We start from the raw sequence: 17,215 nt of genomic DNA, 5'->3' as shown, positions 1-17,215 counted from the left end.
ACAGAAAATTGCCCTTAAAATGCATAAAACATTAAAAGGGCAAAAGATGATAAGAATTGTAGGAATCTTGCTCAACTCTTTTTTACAATTTCTCGCGACTAATTCACTTAACAGAGAAATTAGGCGTATAACTCCATGACATACGCTGACCACTTTCAGCAGACTGCTCCGCCAAACAGATCAAGTAAATCAACTGACAAGCCTGCTCCATCGCAACCGGAGCCTCACCTTTACCCAGAATCGCATCGCGTAATTGCGCATAGAAAGCTGCATAATCGCCTTGTGTTGCAGCCTCTTGAATGCTTTCAATATCATCTTGAGAATGAGCGACAAAACGAGTGATTTTTTGCTGGGCGGCTTTCGAAGGAAACTCATCCTGCCATGGCATTTGCCCAGCTCGCAGCGCTTCTTCTTGAGGATCTAAACCCACACATTGCCAGCTGCCTTTAGTAAATCTTGCATTAAAGCGGCGCATGTCACCTGCTTCAAATGGCGTCGACGCTAAACGCACGCGTTTGTCATCATAGCCCAACTCCACTTCAAACCAATCATGCGTTTGGCTACCGTCGCGTAACTTATCGATACTTGCATGCAACCACTTCGGCGGCCCAAATAAACTCAATGCCTGATCTAGAATATGCGGTCCTAAATCCCAAAAAATCCCCGTACCAACACCCGGCTCTTCACGCCAGCGCGCTTGCGTTGTTGGACGAAAACGGTCAAAACGAGAATCTAAGTGCTTCAACTCACCCAACTCAGCGCTTTCAATTAACGCTTTGAGACGCAAAAAGTCGCCATCAAAACGACGATTCTGATAAACACAAAACACCAAGCCTTTTTGCTGCGCCAAGGCACACAACGCCTCTATCTGAGATAAACGAGTGACAGAGGGCTTTTCCAACAAAACATGCTTACCCTTTTCCAACGCCAGCTTTGCCTGATCAAAATGCAACGCGTTCGGCGTCGTGATCACCACCAAATCCACATCCGGCGCCGCAAACACAGATTCAGCAGACGACACCACCGACACATCAGGCAGAACCGCCCTCACCTCATCCGCCTTCGAACTGCAAACATACGCCATCGTCATGTCAGGATCATTCATCACAAAAGGCGCATGAAACACCCGCCCAGACAAACCAAAACCAATCAAACCAACACGAATCGCCATGTCCCACTCCTTTTCAACTAAATCATTACAACTCTAAACAGTTTACAGCCAATTTAAAAAAATTGCCGCAATTAAAAACATTCACTAGATTACAATTGGACAAACGAGAGAAATGGGAAAAAGCAGAACAATGGAATCTACTAAGAAAAACACTAAAGAATGGCAGCAAACACTCGATGCTTTAGAGTCAGTCGCCAAAGGCAAGGTTCTCGACGCGAACGAAGTACACAAATGGCTAAACAGCTGGGGAACAGACAATGAACTTAAAGCCCCAACATTCAAAAAAGACGATGTTAGGACAACTATACAAAGGTAAGCTGAGTCTTATTCCTGCTGACGCACTAACCCGCTTTGCTACAGGCTAAGCAGTTTAATTTAAAGGACGCTGGTATTATTCCTGCTGACGCGCTGAGCTTGCGAAGCAGGCGCAAAGGAATAAGACTCAGCGTCCTTATTAGCAAATATCTACACCAAAGCTACAAAACTTCCAATTTAGCAAACGACAACACCAGCCATTTGGTGCCTTCATCGTCAAAGTTAACCTGTACCCGAGCTTGTGGGCCTTGGCCTTCGTAGTTGATCACTAAGCCTTCACCAAACACGGGATGATTAACTCGATCACCCATGTTCACGGTAACTTCTGGCGCTTTGTAATTGTTCAACACGCTACTGTTTTGCAGTTTATTCTTTTCAAAGTTGTAATCAGGACGCTGCAAAGACACAGGACGGCTTACTTGTGAGCGAAGACGCACTTCTTCCAAGCATTCCGGTGGCAACTCTTTAATAAAGCGTGATGGGCTGTTAAATGACTCGCTACCAAACAAACGACGAGACTCCGCGTATGTGATGTAAAGCTTTTCCATTGCTCGAGTAATGCCCACGTAGCAAAGACGACGTTCTTCAGCGAGTCGACCCGGTTCTTCGAAAGACATCTTGCTGGGGAAAATATTCTCTTCCACGCCCGTTAGAAACACCAATGGAAACTCTAGACCTTTCGCCGAGTGCAATGTCATCAACTGCACGGCGTCTTGGTACTCGTCGGCTTGAGCATCGCCAGCGTCCAATACAGCTTTATCCAAGAATGCCATCAGTGGAGAGCTAAACTCTTCGTCTTCGTCGCTCCAGCTGAATCCGCCTGCCGCACCAACCAACTCTTTTAAGTTTTCGATACGTGCTTCGCCTTTCTCACCTTTCTCTTTTTCATGGAAAGGAATCAAACCAGCTTCTTCAATGATCTGCTCGAAAATATCATTCAGGTTCAAATCTGGTTGCTGCACAGTGGTACTCAAACCTTCAATAAGGTGCAAAAACGACTTGATGGCATTAGTCGCGCGGCCTGTCATCAAAGACTGACGCACGACTTCTTGCGCGGCTTGCCACATAGAACAGCCATTATCTCGCGCGATTTCACGTAATGTACCGATACTACGTTCGCCAATACCACGAGGTGGTACATTGATGACTCGTTCCATGGCACCGTCGTCATTTGGATCCAACGCCAAACGTGCGTAAGCCAAGGCATTTTTGATTTCAAGACGGTCGTAGAATCTGTGCCCACCATAAATTCGATAAGCAATCTGTTCCCTAACAAGGCATTCCTCTATGACGCGTGACTGAGCATTGGAACGATAGAGAATCGCCATATCAGTCAGAGAGGTTCCCTTGTCGCGCCATTGTTTGATGATGCCAATGATAAAACGCGCTTCGTCTTGTTCGTTAAAGCCAGCGTACAGCGAGATTGGATCGCCTTCACCGCTGTCCGTCCAAAGCTCTTTCCCCAAACGATCATCATTATGTTTGATCAGGCCATTCGCCGCATTCAGGATATGGCCAGTTGAGCGATAATTTTGCTCCAAGCGAATGGTGCCAACATCTTTAAAATCTTTGGTGAAGTTTTGGATGTTTTCAATTTTTGCGCCACGCCAACCGTAAATCGATTGGTCATCATCGCCCACGGCGGTAATCGTACCTTGGCTACCCACCATAATACGTAACCAAGCGTATTGGATAGTGTTGGTATCTTGGAACTCGTCCACCAGCACATGGCGGAAACGATCTTGGTAATGACGTAACAAGGCAGGCGTACTGAGCATCAGCTCATGAGCGCGCAATAGCAATTCGCCGAAGTCCAATAATCCACCACGTTCACAGGCTTCTTCGTAATGGTAGTACAGCTCACGCATGCCTTTGGAGAAAGGATCATGACTGTCTGGCACATGAGCCGCACGGCGGCCTTCGTCTTTTTGCGCGTTAATAAACCAAGACACTTGCTTTGGCGGCCAGCGAGTATCATCAATACTCAGCTCGCGCATAATACGTTTGATTAATCGCAGTTGATCATCGCTGTCCATTATCTGGAAGTTTTCTTTTAGTCCCGCATCACGCCAATGGGCACGCAAGAGTCGATGCGCCAAACCGTGGAAGGTGCCAACCCACATGCCTTGCGGCGGAACACCCACCAACTGTTCGATACGGCCTTGCATCTCGCGAGCAGCTTTATTGGTAAAGGTTACCGCCATCAGGCTGTAAGGCGACAACTCGTAAGCGTGCATCAGCCATGCGATCCGGTGCACTAGGACTCGGGTTTTTCCTGACCCAGCGCCAGCCAAAACAAGGCTATTCTGCAAAGGCGCTGCGACGGCTTCTCGCTGCTTGTCATTCAGTGAGTCGAGGATAAAAGAAACGTCCATTACATTCCGCCATAATAATTAATAAATTTGTAACAAAAAACGCGTAAAAATAAGTTGATTTTCATTCTATTTGGGTTTTTTATTAGCTTGAAATAAGTGATCTGTCTATTTTGACTTTTTTTAACTGTCGATGACAGCGATCTATGCACTTCAATGTCGTCGAACGTCCAAAAGGGTATAACGATGAGCGATTTTGCTGAAACACTAACTGAAGTAAAAACCGACATAATGCACGCTTCCATTAGCTTGGATAATGAAACAAAAGAACGGAATCAAAAGGAAGACGCGGTACGTATGTTAAAAGCCAGACGTGCAATTGAACAGCATTTAGAAGAAAAACGTTTGCACCATGATATCTCTAACGGTTGGGACGATTAATTTCCCTGCTCATTAGTTGATACTTAAAGTGAACTAAATACGACCTAGCTATCTTGCTAGGTCAACGTTTTTTTCACTCAAAAACATCCCTCTCAGCAACCAACGTGTTGTGATCTTACTCTATCGGCCTCAAAAAGCGGCTTTATTTAGAATAAGCCGCAACATTTCTACACAGTTAATTCTTGCCCTTTTCCGCCAACTTATAGCGGTTACTCACATGTTGGAGTACCATACGGTCTGATTTTTATATCTTCTAATCCATAATAAAAAAAGAAAATAACCCTCTTGGGGGAGTTACCATGTTTGAACATATCCAAGCTGCTCCGGCAGACCCAATTCTTGGCCTGAATGACGCTTACAGAAATGATCCAAATCCCAATAAAATTAACTTGGGCGTTGGTGTTTATAAAGATGAACAAGGCAATACACCTATTTTAAAATCAGTCAAACAAGCAGAAGAACGTTTGTTGGCTCAAGAAAAAACCAAAAGCTATTTAAGTATCGAAGGCGCACCCGCTTATCGATCTGCCGTGCAAACGCTTTTATTTGGTAAAGAACACAATATTATTACCAAACAGCTTGCTCAAACAGCCCATACCCCTGGCGGCACAGGCGCATTACGCGTCGCAGCAGAATTCATTAAAAAACATTTACCAGAAGCGACAATTTGGGTCAGTAATCCAACTTGGGCGAACCATCAGGCGGTCTTTCAATCCGTTGGTTTAGAAGTTGGCAGCTATGCTTACTACAATGCTGATAACAAATCTTTAGACTTTGAAGCCATGCTTGCGAGCTTGTCTCAAGTTCCTGAAGGCGATGTAGTGTTGTTTCATGGCTGCTGCCACAACCCAACTGGTATAGATCCAACACCAGAACAGTGGTATCAATTGGCTAAGCTATGTAGCAAACAAGGCTTCTTGCCATTGTTTGACTTTGCTTATCAAGGCTTTGGCCAAGGCTTAAAGGAAGATGCTCAAGGCTTACGTACTTTCTTAGAGCACGTCCCTGAAATGCTGATTGCTAGTTCGTTCTCCAAGAACTTTGGTCTGTACAACGAACGTGTTGGCGCACTGACTATTTTGTGTGAAACCGCTGAACAAGCGGAAACAGCGTTCACACAAATCAAACGCTGCATTCGCACCAACTACTCAAATCCGCCATCTCATGGCTCAGCAGTTGTCGCCGAAATCCTTAATGATGCCGAGCTGTTCGCATTATGGGAAAGCGAAGTAAAAGCCATGCGTACTCGTATTCATGAAATGCGTAGCTTGTTTGTGAATACACTACGAATCAAAGGCGTTAGCCAAGATTTTTCGTTTATTTCGCATCAGCAAGGCATGTTCTCTTTTTCTGGTCTGACACCAGATCAAGTTGCTCAGTTGCGTAAAGAGTACGGCATTTATATTGTTGGCTCAGGACGTATCAGTGTTGCAGGTATGACTCATGAAAACATGGGTCCACTTTGTGATGCTATTGCCGCGATTTTAAAGGGCTAGGCTAACATTTAGTCGCTACTGCGAAATTCTAAAAAACGGCTTCAAACTTTCATGTTGAAGCCGTTTTTTTATGTCGATTGTTTTTGTTTGTTGTTTTATCGCTAAAGAGGCTGTTACCTTATGGACTCGCTTTTTTCTATCTTCACAGGAGCCATCAATGACCGCCACACTGATTTACTGCTACGACCCTATGTGCAGCTGGTGTTGGGGATTCCGCCCTACTTGGACCAAGCTACAAAAATCCCTACAAGACTTAGTCGATGCAGATCAATTAACCATTCAACCCATGCTTGGAGGTCTTGCCATCGATTCTGATGTCGCTATGCCAGATGAAATGAAAAGCAAACTAGAAAGCACTTGGAAAAACATTCAAGCGTCATTAGGAACCAAGTTTAATTTTGATTTCTGGAAAACAGCTGCACCACGACGCTCGACTTACCCTGCATGCAGAGCCTGTTATGTCGCAAGAGACACAGGATTGGAAGAAGAAATGTATCACGCCATCCAAGAGGCGTATTACCTGAATGCTAAAAACCCATCAGACTTAGACATTCTCATTGAATGCGCTGAGCAAATAGGCATGAATGCAGACGGTTTTCAGAAAACCATGCAGCACGTTAAAAATGAACGTTTATTGGAAGAAGAAATAGAGCAAGCTCGACATCTTGGCTTAAATTCATTCCCTTCTTTAGCCTTACTTATAGGCGATAAGCTCACGCCTATTCCACTAGACTACAAAGACCATTCAAGCATGTTAAATGCCATAAAAAAGGCGCTGTCTTAGCGCCTTAGTCACTTAAATCACATCAGTTCTATAAATATAAATCAACGAACTAAAATATAACTCTTCACTGTCCGAGCTATCGCAGCTGCTGAAACAACATATAGCAAAGGTAAAGCGAGCTTATAATCGTTGCCATCTACAAACACCATAATGCACGCAATAACTAGCAGACTCAGCGTAAATAGGTGCACATAGGCACACAAACCAAACTTCCATTTTGCTGTGATTATCACACCACCAACACCTAAAACCACACCCAATGCGCCACCAACTAAAACATCCATTGGCCAATGCACACCAATCAACACTCGACTCAAGGCAACCAATACCGCCAACAGGATAAACGTCGCTTTAGCATAAGCATTTTGAACGTAGCAAAAACACACACTTGCTAATAAGAATGCCGTTAAACTATGGCCAGAAGGAAAGCTACGTGCTTTATAGGCTCTGCCCAAAAGATTAAAGGTTTCAGGATCAAGCACTGCCGGTGGACGCGGCATCGCAAAATAATCCTTAAGTAAGTTAACTACGATGGCACCAAGTAATGTGGTGAATAGAACAGTCCAATGAAAACGAATATTGCGGCAAGAAAATAACAGCACTAGGGCCAACAAAAATACGCCATCTCCAAATACCGTCATATTTTCCAATAAGAAAGAAGGTATGTAGGTGCTAAAGCTATTTATTTCCATAAAGCCAAAGTGATAACCACCAAGAACATTACCAATCATGGCAGTACTTGCTAATACAACGGCAACCAGAAGCAAAATTTGAATACTAGATTGAGGAACTGTCATGCTGCTTGCTCTAGCTTGATCTAGCAGCGATTTATAATTGGTCGACATTTTAGTTAAGTGACAACGCATATAATCCCTATTCCTTTTGGCAAAACATAAATAAATATAAAACTTCAATGTTCACATTTTATGCATATTGGATGAAAAATAAGTGAAATATGAATTAAAGATATGTAGCGAAAGGAATGTTTATCTTTTTTTTTGTGATTTTGTGTAAGGTTAGCAAACAAAAGGTAAAAGAAAGATTGATGATCATGATGAAATCCCCGTTAATAGGCGAATAATCACGAGCAATTTTTTCCATCTAGATTTTTCTTATTTAGCCTTCTCTTAATCTAGGCTTTTTATCGAAGTAGCAAACAAGGTCAACAGGAATACATATCCCAAATGAAGCGTAACCACACTATTTTGTCCCGATTCACTTCGGGGCTATGTTCTTTCTTCAGACAGGGTTTTAGAACAAAACCTAGTACTTCAAGCTTTGTTATTTTGCTAACGCTACTAAATACAGCGCTATATAACTGGCCTTTGTTTTCTTTTTCGATAAAAAATCTAGATGGCTTTACGCTGAATAGCTTGCAAACTCTTATGACTGTTTTTGCCGCTATTTATCTAGTCACTACTCTTGTGCTTTATGTTTTGTTTATTTTATCTAGACGCTTAGGTAAAGCTGTGTGTGTGGTGTTTGCACTTGCAAACTCATTGGCAGTGTATTTCGTGGTGACCTATAACGTCATCTTAGACAGAACCATGATAGGCAATATTTTTAACACCCAATATTCAGAATCTGGACAATTTTTAAGCCCAAAGCTGGCCATTTATTTTATTCTGCTTGGCGTCTTACCAGCTTGGTTAATCCTTCGTACATCGGTTCAAAAAACCTCAAGAATACGATTATTCGCGCATCTCATTATCACCGTCATAGTCACGTCTACTTGGATTTGGCAGTCACAAAGTCATTGGCTATGGATTGATGATCATGCCAAACAATTAGGTGGCCGAATCATGCCATGGTCTTACGTAGGGAATACGATTCGCTATCAAAACCAGTTAGCGAAAGAAAATGTGGTACAAACGCTATTATCAGATGCCACCTTTGGTTCAAATGAAAAAACCGTTGTAGTGTTAGTTATTGGCGAATCAGCGCGAGCGGAGAATTTTTCCCTATACGGCTATGACAAACCAACCAATCCTTTGCTAACCGCTTCTGAAAATGTCGTTGCCTTAAAAAATGCGACCTCTTGTGCCACTTACACTACCGAATCTGTGAAATGTATTCTTTCACACAATAACCCAAGTGGTAGTTTCTCCGAGCAATTTGAACCTTTGCCAAGTTACCTGCAAAGACAAGGAGTTGACGTTTTTTGGCGCACAAAAAACTGGGGAGAGCCACCAATTAAAGTAGCTAGCTATTTAAGTTCAGGGGATTTGAAAAAGAACTGTGAAGGCAGTGAATGCGACTATGATGGCGTGTTATTAAGCTATCTGGCTGAGCAAATTCAAGAATCGGATAAACAAAAAGTCTTTGTGGTTCTGCATCAAACAGGCAGTCATGGACCATCTTATTACAGTAAATATCCGAAGGAGTTTGAGTTTTTTAAACCTATTTGTCGTTCGGTCGAGCTTAGTAACTGCACGCAAGAGGAGCTAATTAACGCCTACGATAATACCATCTTATATAACGATCATTTCTTAGATCAGTTACGCAAAACTTTAGAAGGATTGAAAGACACCTCCAGCGCTTATCTTTATGTATCTGACCATGGCGAGTCACTTGGCGAAGGTGGTATTTATTTACATGGAACACCTTACTCCATTGCACCTGAGCAACAATTCAAAGTGCCGTTCTTTGTGTGGATGTCGCCGTCTTTTATTGATCAGAAGCATATCTCTATCGATAAACTAAGAGCACGAGAACAAAGCACCCAAGCGAATATTTTCCATAGCGTCATGGGTGCCTTTGATATGAACAGCGAAATCTATAATAAAGACCTAGATATGTTCAGGGCTGCGCGCCAACAATAGCCATAGACTAACGAACAAACAATAAAGGCCAGTAAATCTGGCCTTTATTGTTTTTGTCATTTTCTAGAAAACATGACTCTTTTTGGGCTCTAACCAAAGTCGTGATTAATTAAATCCAACATCGGGTTATAAAGTGGTTCTGTTGTGGCATTACGAGACTTTTTAGCTTCCTTCTCAGGCTGCGCTAAATCGCTTTCTATCGCTTCGACAAGCTCTTCTGTCTGCTCGTTTGCTTCAACTAAGTACGTAGCCTCAAGAGGCTCTAAAACCTCTTCTTCAGTCTCTTCAATGATTAGTTCTACAGGATCAGTAATCAGCTCAACCTCATCAACGACTAAATGCTCAGCCAAGGCTTTTGCCAATGGTTCCACATCGTCCAAGGTGACATTCACCGCCAACCAATGATTAGCGTCGGCTTCATGGCTAACCAAGGCTCCGGGCACAATCGCGTGGCGGAAACTGGCTAGCAAGGCAGTCATACTGGCAACATCTAATGGTTTTGATAAACGCATCCAAAGAGACATGCCACCTTTGCTGGCAGCAAAACTAACATGCTCGCCGAGACGCGTTTCCAGATGCGCTTTAACGCGCTCAGAATTCGCCCAAACCTCTCTCGCGCGTTTCATTAATGAGCGCTTACTATTTGGCTGTAACGCATCACTCAAGGCCATTTGTTGCGCATCGCTTAACGCCATATCAGCGCCTAAGAAAGCGCCCTCCAACAAGGCTTGATGTTTACCAGGCAAACACCAGCTAGCAGAGCGATCTACGCCTTTTGATTCCACGCCGCCGATATAAACAATATGATCAGACGAATCCAGTGACTTGTAGGTCATCATAGATCCAGCGCGATACGCCAAATGTGAGCACAAATCCCACTCAATCACTGGCAGCTTGGTTTCTTCAATAATTGCTAACCAGCGACGCAGACTTAAATTACTCACCAACTGGCCAGCAGGAAACGAGAACTGTCCCGGCAATACAATCAGACGAATGGATTTATCTCGTAAGCAACGAATCGCTAAATCTAAATCGACACCGCGTTCGCCAGCCGTCAAAGCAATCACTTGTCGTCCTAAGCTTTGCAATGTAGTAGTAATCCGCGGATCACAAGGCGTTAACACCAACACGCTATCGCCACGTTGAGTCAGTGTTTGTACGGTTTGAGTGAAGATTGCTAAAGGGGAACGCCCTAACCAAAGATGTGATGCATGAGCTTTGATACCAAGCCCTTTTAAATGCTCACTAACGGCTTCACGGGCCGCCAAATGACCTTTGCCCAATACAGGCAGATGGATTTCTTCCTGACGCACTGCAGGGCTTAAAAAAGTGTCGCTTTGATCAACCAAGGCCGCTCGATGCGCAAGACATGACCAAGCTGGCTTAGTACCGTCTTTGGCGAGTTCACGTAATTCTTCGCCAGCCAATAACAATGCCGGTTTTGTCTCGCTACGGTGACAAACAAAGTAACCAGATTTAGGCCGAGACTCGATCCAACCGTCTTCACTCAATAACTCATAACCATGTATGACCGTATTTAAGCTCAGACCCAGTTGTTTCGATAAAGCTCGTAAGGACGGCATTTTATCACCGGGCACAATGGCCTCTTGTGACATCTGATCCAAGAACCAATCCACCACACCTTTATATAAAAAATCCGCCACCGTTTTGTACCTTTTCTAGTTTGTCATCTAGTATCTGTTATCAATCATTATAGTTGTCTTAAAAAAACGCAAGTAAAAGCCCAATAATTCACGATTTTGATGGGAGTTAAGGTACAATTTCACCAATTTAGCGCAGATTTCATGACTTTTGGTTCAGACTTTTAAGCCACTAGCATCACCAATTAAAATCCGCCCATTGTTAAAAACCAAAGTAGACAACCCTAAAGTAGAGTATTCATGGCTTTTGACCCCTCCTCGCTTCGTCACCTATTCCCAATTTTGGCGCAGTCAGCCTATGATCATCCGCTAACCTATTTAGATAATGCAGCGACGACGCAAAAGCCGTTGCCAGTATTGGATGCAATTCAGGACTATTACCGAAGCTTTAACGCCAATGTTCATCGTGGTGCGCACTTCCTTAGCGACCGAGCAACCAACCGTTTTGAGCAAGCCCGAGACACGATCGCAAGCTTTATTAATGCGCCAGAACAAAGCCATGTGATTTGGACAAAAGGCGCGACAGAAGCCATCAATACAGTCGCTTTTGGTTTAGAGCATCTGCTCGAAAAAGGCGATGAGATACTCATCACTAGTTTAGAACATCACGCCAACTTGGTGCCTTGGCAGCAATTGGCCTTTCGCACTGGCGCTCGATTACGCATTCTGCCATTAACATCCAATGGCGAATGGGAGCCGGAATTCAGCCACTACTTCACGGATCGCACGCGTATTTTTGCGGCGACGCAGATTTCCAATGCCATCGGCGTAAGCACACCGCTGCAAACAATGCTCGATCATGCCAAGCAACAAGGCGCTTTTACCCTTGTCGATGGCGCTCAAGCCGTGGCGCACTATCCTATTGATGTGCAAATATTAGACTGTGACTTTTATGTCTTCTCTGGCCACAAGATGTATGGTCCAACAGGTATTGGCGTGTTATATGGTAAAAGCCACGCTTTGGAAGTTCTGCTGCCCTACCAAACCGGTGGAGAAATGGTGCGTCATGTTTCGTATCAAGCCACAGAGTTCAATGTTTTACCTTATCGCTTGGAAGCAGGAACACCTCACATCGAAGGCGTTATTGGCTTGGCGGCGGCCTGTGATTTTCTTAATGCTCAGGATCGTCTTTCATTATTAGCTTGGGAACAATCCCTCGCTACACATGTGTATTCTCGTCTTCATAAAGAGGGTGGCATCGAAATTTATTCGCCCGAGAAAAACACTACTTTGGTTTCACTAAGTGTACCCAATATTCATATCTTGGATTTGAACGCTTACCTAGATAGCCAAGGTGTAGCGGTTCGAGCTGGCAGCCACTGTGCCCATCCGTTAATGGCACAACTTGGTGTTGCCGGAACCTTGCGTGCCTCTTTCGCCTGTTACAACACCATGGAAGAAGCCAATCGCTTCTGCGATGTTCTTCTAGAAGCCATAGACCTATTAAATGACGAGTAACAAGCAATGACAGACTCTTTAGGACAACAAAAGCCAGTAAACATAAAAGCCCTGCTGCAAGCTTGCCGTAGCAAAGAAGAAACCTTTAAGGCTTTGGTGACGTTAAGCAAAACCTTACCGAGACTGTCCGCTGAAGAAAAAACCGAAGACAACAAGGTAAAAGGCTGCGAAAGCGCTGTTTGGCTCATCATGGAAGGAAACGATGGACTACGTCACTTCAAAGCCGACAGCGACGCCAAACTTATGCGCGGTGTATTAGTCGCTATATTGAGCTTAGTAGAAGGAAAAATGCTAGCGGATATTCAACAAATGGACCTCAAATCAGAGCTAGCCGAGCTTAACTTATCAAGTTACCTAACCAGCTCTAGAACCAATGGTGTGTTAGCGATTTTGAATAGGATAGCATCGAACTAAAATCGTTCGTTACCATCTTGCTTTAGGTTATTGATCTTAGTTTTACTTAAGAGTTTCAATAACACATTACGGCAAGATCTTAACACTGGGTACAAAATAGCTGCGACTTTTTTGGAGCTAAACAGCCAATAATTCAAGCGGTTAAACACGCCAGATCGGCCGCTAAGCAAGGCTAAAAGATGAATGGCATCTGCGCCGTAGTAAAGTTGCCCATCCATTTTCAATACCATACCTTGATCGATGTCCAAACCCTGAGCAGTAACTTCTTTCAATACTTCAGGATTCTCTCTCGCATCAATAAGCACTAATTCACCGACACTTTGGCGGATGCGAACTATTTGGCAATAAAAATGGCAGGCGGGACATTCTTTGTCATAGATGAGCAGAATCTGCTTGTTTGTCATGCATCAACCAGCTGATAAGAGATCAAATACAACTCTTGAATCCCTGGGTAAATGTCTTGAATCACTTCCCTCAATTCATCCAACGTCATATTTTCTTGCTCGGCATGATAATCCGATAATGCATCAAACAAGACCGGCTCGACAGACAATATTTTTAATCGACAAAATTCACGACCGACTTCGAAGGTAGACACAGTCACAACTGAGTCAGGGACATAGTGCTTTTCAGCTTCATCACGCAAGGTAATGGTCTTCTTGCCAGATAGAATATCGGCCTCAAAGCGTTCAAAGAAAGTCATGGTTGTCGGTGTCATTGCTTAATTCGCCTTCTGTGCCAGTTTTTCCAATACTCTCGACACCGCCACAAACGCGAAGGAAGCCGTAACTGCTGTACTAGCACCAAAACCAGTGTCGCAATTCATTTTGGTTTCCGTATCGCCTTTTAAACGTTGATGAGAAACCGTGCCGTCGCCTTGCGGATAACTTAATTGCTCGGTGGAATACACGCATTCAATGTCAAAGCGGCGTTTCGGATTGCGGGTAAAGTTGTAATAACGTCGCAGGAAGTTGCGTAGTTTGGCAGCAAGTGGATCTTTTTCGGTTTTAGAGAGATCGCCGATGAGTATTTTGGTTGGGTCCATTTGACCGCCCGCACCACCGACTGTGATGACTTTACGCTTGTTACTCTTACTCCACGCCATCAGAGCGGCTTTTGGCTTGATGCTATCAATGCAATCAATAATGTAATCAAACGGCGTAGAGAGCAGCTCAGAGATGTTTTCAGGGGTAATAAAGTCTTCTATGCAGGTTACTTGGCAATTCGGATTAATCAACTTGATACGTTCTGCCATGACATCAACTTTCGATTGACCAATGTTGCCATCTAATGCGTGAATTTGGCGGTTGGTATTAGTGATGCAAACATCGTCCATATCGATCAACGTAATTTTACCAATACCTGAACGTGCCAAGGCTTCAGCCGCCCAAGAGCCAACGCCACCAATACCGATGACACAAACGTGTGCTTGAGTAAAAAACTCATACGCTGCATCGCCATATAAACGGCGAATGCCACCAAATCGTTTATCGTTTGTCACTTTTATCTCCTCGCAAAAGGTTCTACCCTGCGCTTTTTATGCCAATAAGTGTATTCTTTGAACCTAGCAAAGACGAATTACTTTCTATCAAAAACCTTTGCATGCAAAGATTTATATAAATAATCACCAGGTACTGTGAGCCCTATGATTCAGCAAGCTTTTGAAATGCTTGGTTTGACACCAAGAGAAACTCAACTTTATCAAACTCTATTAAAGTTAGGCCCTTCTTCCATTCGAGATATTGCCGAACACAGCGGCATCAATCGCGGCACGGCATATGAGTCGCTAAAACAGTTACAAAGCAAAGGCATCGTTAGCTACTTTCCAAAAGGAAAACGCCGATTATTTACCGCTGAAAACCCAGATATTCTTCTAAATTTAGCGGAAGAAAAACGCAACCGCCTAGACAAAACTATTGAAAACCTGAAAAACACTATCATTCCTAATTTGCATCAGCAGCAGCCAGATTATCATCAAACCAATGTACGTTATTACGAAGGTGATGATGGCATAGAGTGGGTTTTGCGCGATATTTTAAACGTGGTATCGCAACAAGACCACAAAGAATATTGTGTGTTTTCTTCTAAACCTATTCGCCCTTTCTTGTATCGCCCTTTTCCCAACTACACAAAGCAACGCGTGAAGCTTGGTATTAATGTAAAAGTGATCGCGCTTGGAGATGGTGGTGAAGAAGCACAGTTGTCTGAACGTAAGTGGATTAAAACGGAAGGTTCGGTCGACGCCAGCTATATTGCTATCTATCCGCCCAAATGTGCGATTATTTCTTTAGCGAGTAACAACTTCCCTTCTGCCGTGGTATTGGAATCTAAAGACATCGCCAAAGCACAGCAGATCATCTTCGATACCTTATGGAAGATGCTCTAAAAAGCAACGTTCCACTCAAATAGCAGGCAATAAAAAAGCAGCCCTTAGGCTGCTTTTTTGACTTCAAACTCAACATTACCGCTTATTTGTGATCGCGGAACTGCTGAATAGTACGCAAGCGGGCCATAGCTTCTGCTAGTTCCACTGTCGCACGAGTGTAGTCGACGTCAGGTTTTTGGTTAGCCAAAAGCTCTTTAGCATGTTCCTGAGCTTTTAGTGCCGCCTCTTCGTCCAGATCTCTTGCACGAGTGGCTGTGTTAGCCAAGACGGTGACGCGGTGCGGTTGAACTTCTAGGAAGCCACCGGACACGAAGATTATCTCTTCGTCACCATTTTCTTTAACCACACGAACAGGACCTGGTTGCAGAGTAGTCAACAATGGCGCGTGACCAGGCATAATGCCCAAATCGCCATAGCTGCCTGCAGCCACAAGAGATTGTACCGTACCGGAAAAAATCTCTTGTTCAGCGCTTACGATATCGCAGTGTACTGTGATAGCCATAAGTTGCCTCTCTTAGTCATACTTAGCAAAAGCGTTTTACAACGCTTTTGCTACGCGTGATGGTTAAAGTTTCTTAGCTTTCTCGACAGCTTCGTCGATGCTACCAATCATGTAGAACGCTTGCTCTGGAAGATCATCGAACTCACCATCCAAGATGCCTTTAAAGCCACGAATCGTGTCTTTCAAAGAAACATACTTACCTGGAGAGCCAGTGAATACTTCTGCTACGAAGAAAGGCTGAGACAAGAAACGCTGGATTTTACGAGAACGGTTAACCGTTTGTTTATCTTCTTCAGATAACTCGTCCATACCCAAGATTGCGATAATGTCTTTCAATTCTTTGTAACGCTGCAATACCATTTGAACGCCACGTGCTACGTCGTAATGCTCTTGACCGATAACTAGTGGATCAAGCTGACGTGAAGTAGAGTCAAGAGGATCGATCGCTGGGTAGATACCCAAAGATGCGATGTCACGAGACAATACAACGGTTGCGTCCAAATGAGAGAACGTTGTTGCTGGAGACGGGTCAGTCAAGTCATCCGCAGGTACGTATACCGCTTGAACAGACGTGATAGAACCAGTCTTAGTAGAGGTGATGCGTTCTTGAAGAACACCCATCTCTTCAGCAAGTGTAGGCTGGTAACCTACCGCAGATGGCATACGACCTAGCAATGCAGATACTTCTGTACCCGCAAGCGTGTAACGGTAGATGTTATCTACGAAGAAAAGTACGTCACGACCTTCGTCACGGAACTTCTCAGCCATAGTCAAACCAGTCAAAGCAACACGTAGACGGTTACCTGGTGGCTCGTTCATTTGGCCATATACTAGAGATACTTTATCGATTACGTTCGAGTCAGTCATCTCGTGGTAGAAGTCGTTACCTTCACGAGTACGCTCACCAACACCAGCAAATACAGAGTAACCGCTGTGCTCGATTGCGATGTTACGGATAAGTTCCATCATGTTTACGGTTTTACCTACACCGGCACCACCAAACAGACCAACTTTACCACCTTTCGCGAAAGGACAAACAAGGTCGATAACCTTGATACCCGTTTCTAGCAATTCGTTGCTAGAAGACTGCTCAGCATAAGAAGGAGCTGCGCGGTGAATTGACCAACGCTCTTCTTCGCCAATTGGGCCTTTTTCGTCAATCGGATTACCTAGAACGTCCATAATACGTCCTAGTGTTTTAGTACCAACTGGCACAGAAACTGGTTTGTTTGTATTTTCTACAACCAAGCCACGTTTAATACCGTCAGTGGAACCCATTGCGATGGTACGAACAATACCGTCGCCTAGTTGTTGTTGAACTTCCAACACCAACTGTTTACCCTCAATGGTCAGGGCATCATATACTTTTGGCACGCTATCACGTGGGAATTCCACGTCCATTACCGCGCCAATAACCTGTACGATGTGTCCGCTACTCATGTTCGGATCCTCT

At 44.0% G+C, this 17,215-nt stretch carries 17 protein-coding genes; 8 read left to right on the top strand and 9 right to left on the bottom strand.

Features of this window, described 5'->3' with window-relative positions; all coding sequences use genetic code 11:
- Positions 1–103: 103 nt before the first annotated feature.
- A complete protein-coding gene (locus tag TY87_RS11960) occupies positions 104–1,171 on the bottom strand; it encodes an oxidoreductase (protein ID WP_100187249.1) in 1,068 nt (355 codons plus the stop codon).
- Positions 1,172–1,283: 112 nt separating this feature from the next.
- Here TY87_RS11960 and TY87_RS11955 point away from each other — a divergent pair, with 112 nt between their 5' ends.
- Positions 1,284–1,487 (top strand): hypothetical protein, encoded by a 204-nt coding sequence (locus TY87_RS11955; RefSeq protein ID WP_100187248.1) that lies wholly within the window; start codon positions 1,284–1,286, stop codon positions 1,485–1,487.
- Positions 1,488–1,647: 160 nt separating this feature from the next.
- On the opposite strand, the gene uvrD is transcribed toward TY87_RS11955, so the two are convergent.
- Positions 1,648–3,861, bottom strand: a complete 2,214-nt coding sequence (gene uvrD / locus TY87_RS11950; protein WP_100187247.1) for a DNA helicase II — start codon at positions 3,859–3,861, stop codon at positions 1,648–1,650.
- Between the two features lie 183 nt (positions 3,862–4,044).
- On the opposite strand from uvrD, the gene TY87_RS11945 reads away from it, so the two are divergent.
- The 3 genes from TY87_RS11945 to TY87_RS11935 all read left to right on the top strand — a co-directional run bounded on the left by TY87_RS11945 (position 4,045) and on the right by TY87_RS11935 (position 6,519).
- Positions 4,045–4,239 carry a PA3496 family putative envelope integrity protein gene (locus TY87_RS11945; RefSeq protein ID WP_072839348.1) on the top strand — a complete coding sequence of 65 codons (195 nt, stop codon included), beginning with the start codon at positions 4,045–4,047 and terminating at the stop codon, positions 4,237–4,239.
- A 299-nt stretch (positions 4,240–4,538) separates the two neighbouring features.
- Positions 4,539–5,735, top strand: coding sequence for an amino acid aminotransferase (locus tag TY87_RS11940; protein ID WP_072839347.1), 1,197 nt, complete (start codon positions 4,539–4,541; stop codon positions 5,733–5,735).
- Positions 5,736–5,892: 157 nt separating this feature from the next.
- Complete coding sequence (locus TY87_RS11935; RefSeq protein ID WP_100187246.1) at positions 5,893–6,519, top strand: DsbA family protein; 627 nt, start codon at positions 5,893–5,895, stop codon at positions 6,517–6,519.
- Positions 6,520–6,560: 41 nt separating this feature from the next.
- Here TY87_RS11935 and TY87_RS11930 read toward each other — a convergent pair whose 3' ends face one another.
- The gene (locus TY87_RS11930; protein WP_100187245.1) at positions 6,561–7,385 is read right to left on the bottom strand and encodes a phosphatase PAP2 family protein; all 825 of its coding nucleotides are present in this window, start codon (positions 7,383–7,385) and stop codon (positions 6,561–6,563) included.
- A 318-nt stretch (positions 7,386–7,703) separates the two neighbouring features.
- Between TY87_RS11930 and eptA the strand changes: the two genes are divergently transcribed.
- Positions 7,704–9,341: a phosphoethanolamine--lipid A transferase EptA gene (gene eptA / locus TY87_RS11925; protein WP_100187244.1), complete on the top strand. Its 1,638-nt coding sequence runs from the start codon at positions 7,704–7,706 to the stop codon at positions 9,339–9,341.
- 89 nt (positions 9,342–9,430) lie between these two features.
- Here the strand turns inward: eptA and TY87_RS11920 are convergent, their stop codons facing one another.
- Positions 9,431–11,005, bottom strand: a complete 1,575-nt coding sequence (locus TY87_RS11920; RefSeq protein WP_100187243.1) for a GntR family transcriptional regulator — start codon at positions 11,003–11,005, stop codon at positions 9,431–9,433.
- 237 nt (positions 11,006–11,242) lie between these two features.
- Here TY87_RS11920 and TY87_RS11915 point away from each other — a divergent pair, with 237 nt between their 5' ends.
- Positions 11,243–12,460 carry an aminotransferase class V-fold PLP-dependent enzyme gene (locus TY87_RS11915; protein ID WP_100187242.1) on the top strand — a complete coding sequence of 406 codons (1,218 nt, stop codon included), beginning with the start codon at positions 11,243–11,245 and terminating at the stop codon, positions 12,458–12,460.
- A 6-nt stretch (positions 12,461–12,466) separates the two neighbouring features.
- Positions 12,467–12,874 (top strand): SufE family protein, encoded by a 408-nt coding sequence (locus TY87_RS11910; RefSeq protein WP_100187241.1) that lies wholly within the window; start codon positions 12,467–12,469, stop codon positions 12,872–12,874.
- Here TY87_RS11910 and TY87_RS11905 read toward each other — a convergent pair.
- Genes TY87_RS11905 through tcdA form a run of 3 tightly spaced genes read right to left on the bottom strand, consistent with a single transcriptional unit; the run spans position 12,871 to position 14,375 of the window.
- Positions 12,871–13,278, bottom strand: a complete 408-nt coding sequence (locus TY87_RS11905) for a DCC1-like thiol-disulfide oxidoreductase family protein (protein ID WP_100187240.1) — start codon at positions 13,276–13,278, stop codon at positions 12,871–12,873. The two genes, TY87_RS11910 and TY87_RS11905, sit on opposite strands and share 4 nt — an antisense overlap.
- Positions 13,275–13,592 (bottom strand): N(4)-acetylcytidine aminohydrolase, encoded by a 318-nt coding sequence (gene yqfB, locus TY87_RS11900; RefSeq protein ID WP_100187239.1) that lies wholly within the window; start codon positions 13,590–13,592, stop codon positions 13,275–13,277. The genes TY87_RS11905 and yqfB overlap by 4 nt, the downstream gene beginning before the upstream one ends.
- Before the next feature lie 3 nt (positions 13,593–13,595).
- Positions 13,596–14,375, bottom strand: a complete 780-nt coding sequence (gene tcdA / locus TY87_RS11895; protein ID WP_100187238.1) for a tRNA cyclic N6-threonylcarbamoyladenosine(37) synthase TcdA — start codon at positions 14,373–14,375, stop codon at positions 13,596–13,598.
- A gap of 144 nt (positions 14,376–14,519) precedes the next feature.
- On the opposite strand from tcdA, the gene TY87_RS11890 reads away from it, so the two are divergent.
- A complete protein-coding gene (locus tag TY87_RS11890; protein ID WP_072839336.1) occupies positions 14,520–15,260 on the top strand; it encodes a TrmB family transcriptional regulator in 741 nt (246 codons plus the stop codon).
- An 82-nt stretch (positions 15,261–15,342) separates the two neighbouring features.
- Here TY87_RS11890 and TY87_RS11885 read toward each other — a convergent pair whose 3' ends face one another.
- Both TY87_RS11885 and atpD read right to left on the bottom strand, forming a co-directional pair.
- Complete coding sequence (locus TY87_RS11885) at positions 15,343–15,762, bottom strand: F0F1 ATP synthase subunit epsilon (RefSeq protein WP_072839335.1); 420 nt, start codon at positions 15,760–15,762, stop codon at positions 15,343–15,345.
- Between the two features lie 63 nt (positions 15,763–15,825).
- The gene (atpD, locus tag TY87_RS11880; RefSeq protein ID WP_072839334.1) at positions 15,826–17,202 is read right to left on the bottom strand and encodes a F0F1 ATP synthase subunit beta; all 1,377 of its coding nucleotides are present in this window, start codon (positions 17,200–17,202) and stop codon (positions 15,826–15,828) included.
- Between the last annotated feature and the right edge of the window lie 13 nt (positions 17,203–17,215).

The sequence above is a fragment of the Marinomonas sp. BSi20584 genome (genome assembly GCF_002792415.1).
In the GTDB taxonomy this organism is placed as follows: domain Bacteria; phylum Pseudomonadota; class Gammaproteobacteria; order Pseudomonadales; family Marinomonadaceae; genus Marinomonas; species Marinomonas polaris.
The sequence above is the reverse complement of the archived record's forward strand: the minus strand, read 5'-3'. Positions and strand labels throughout refer to the sequence as shown.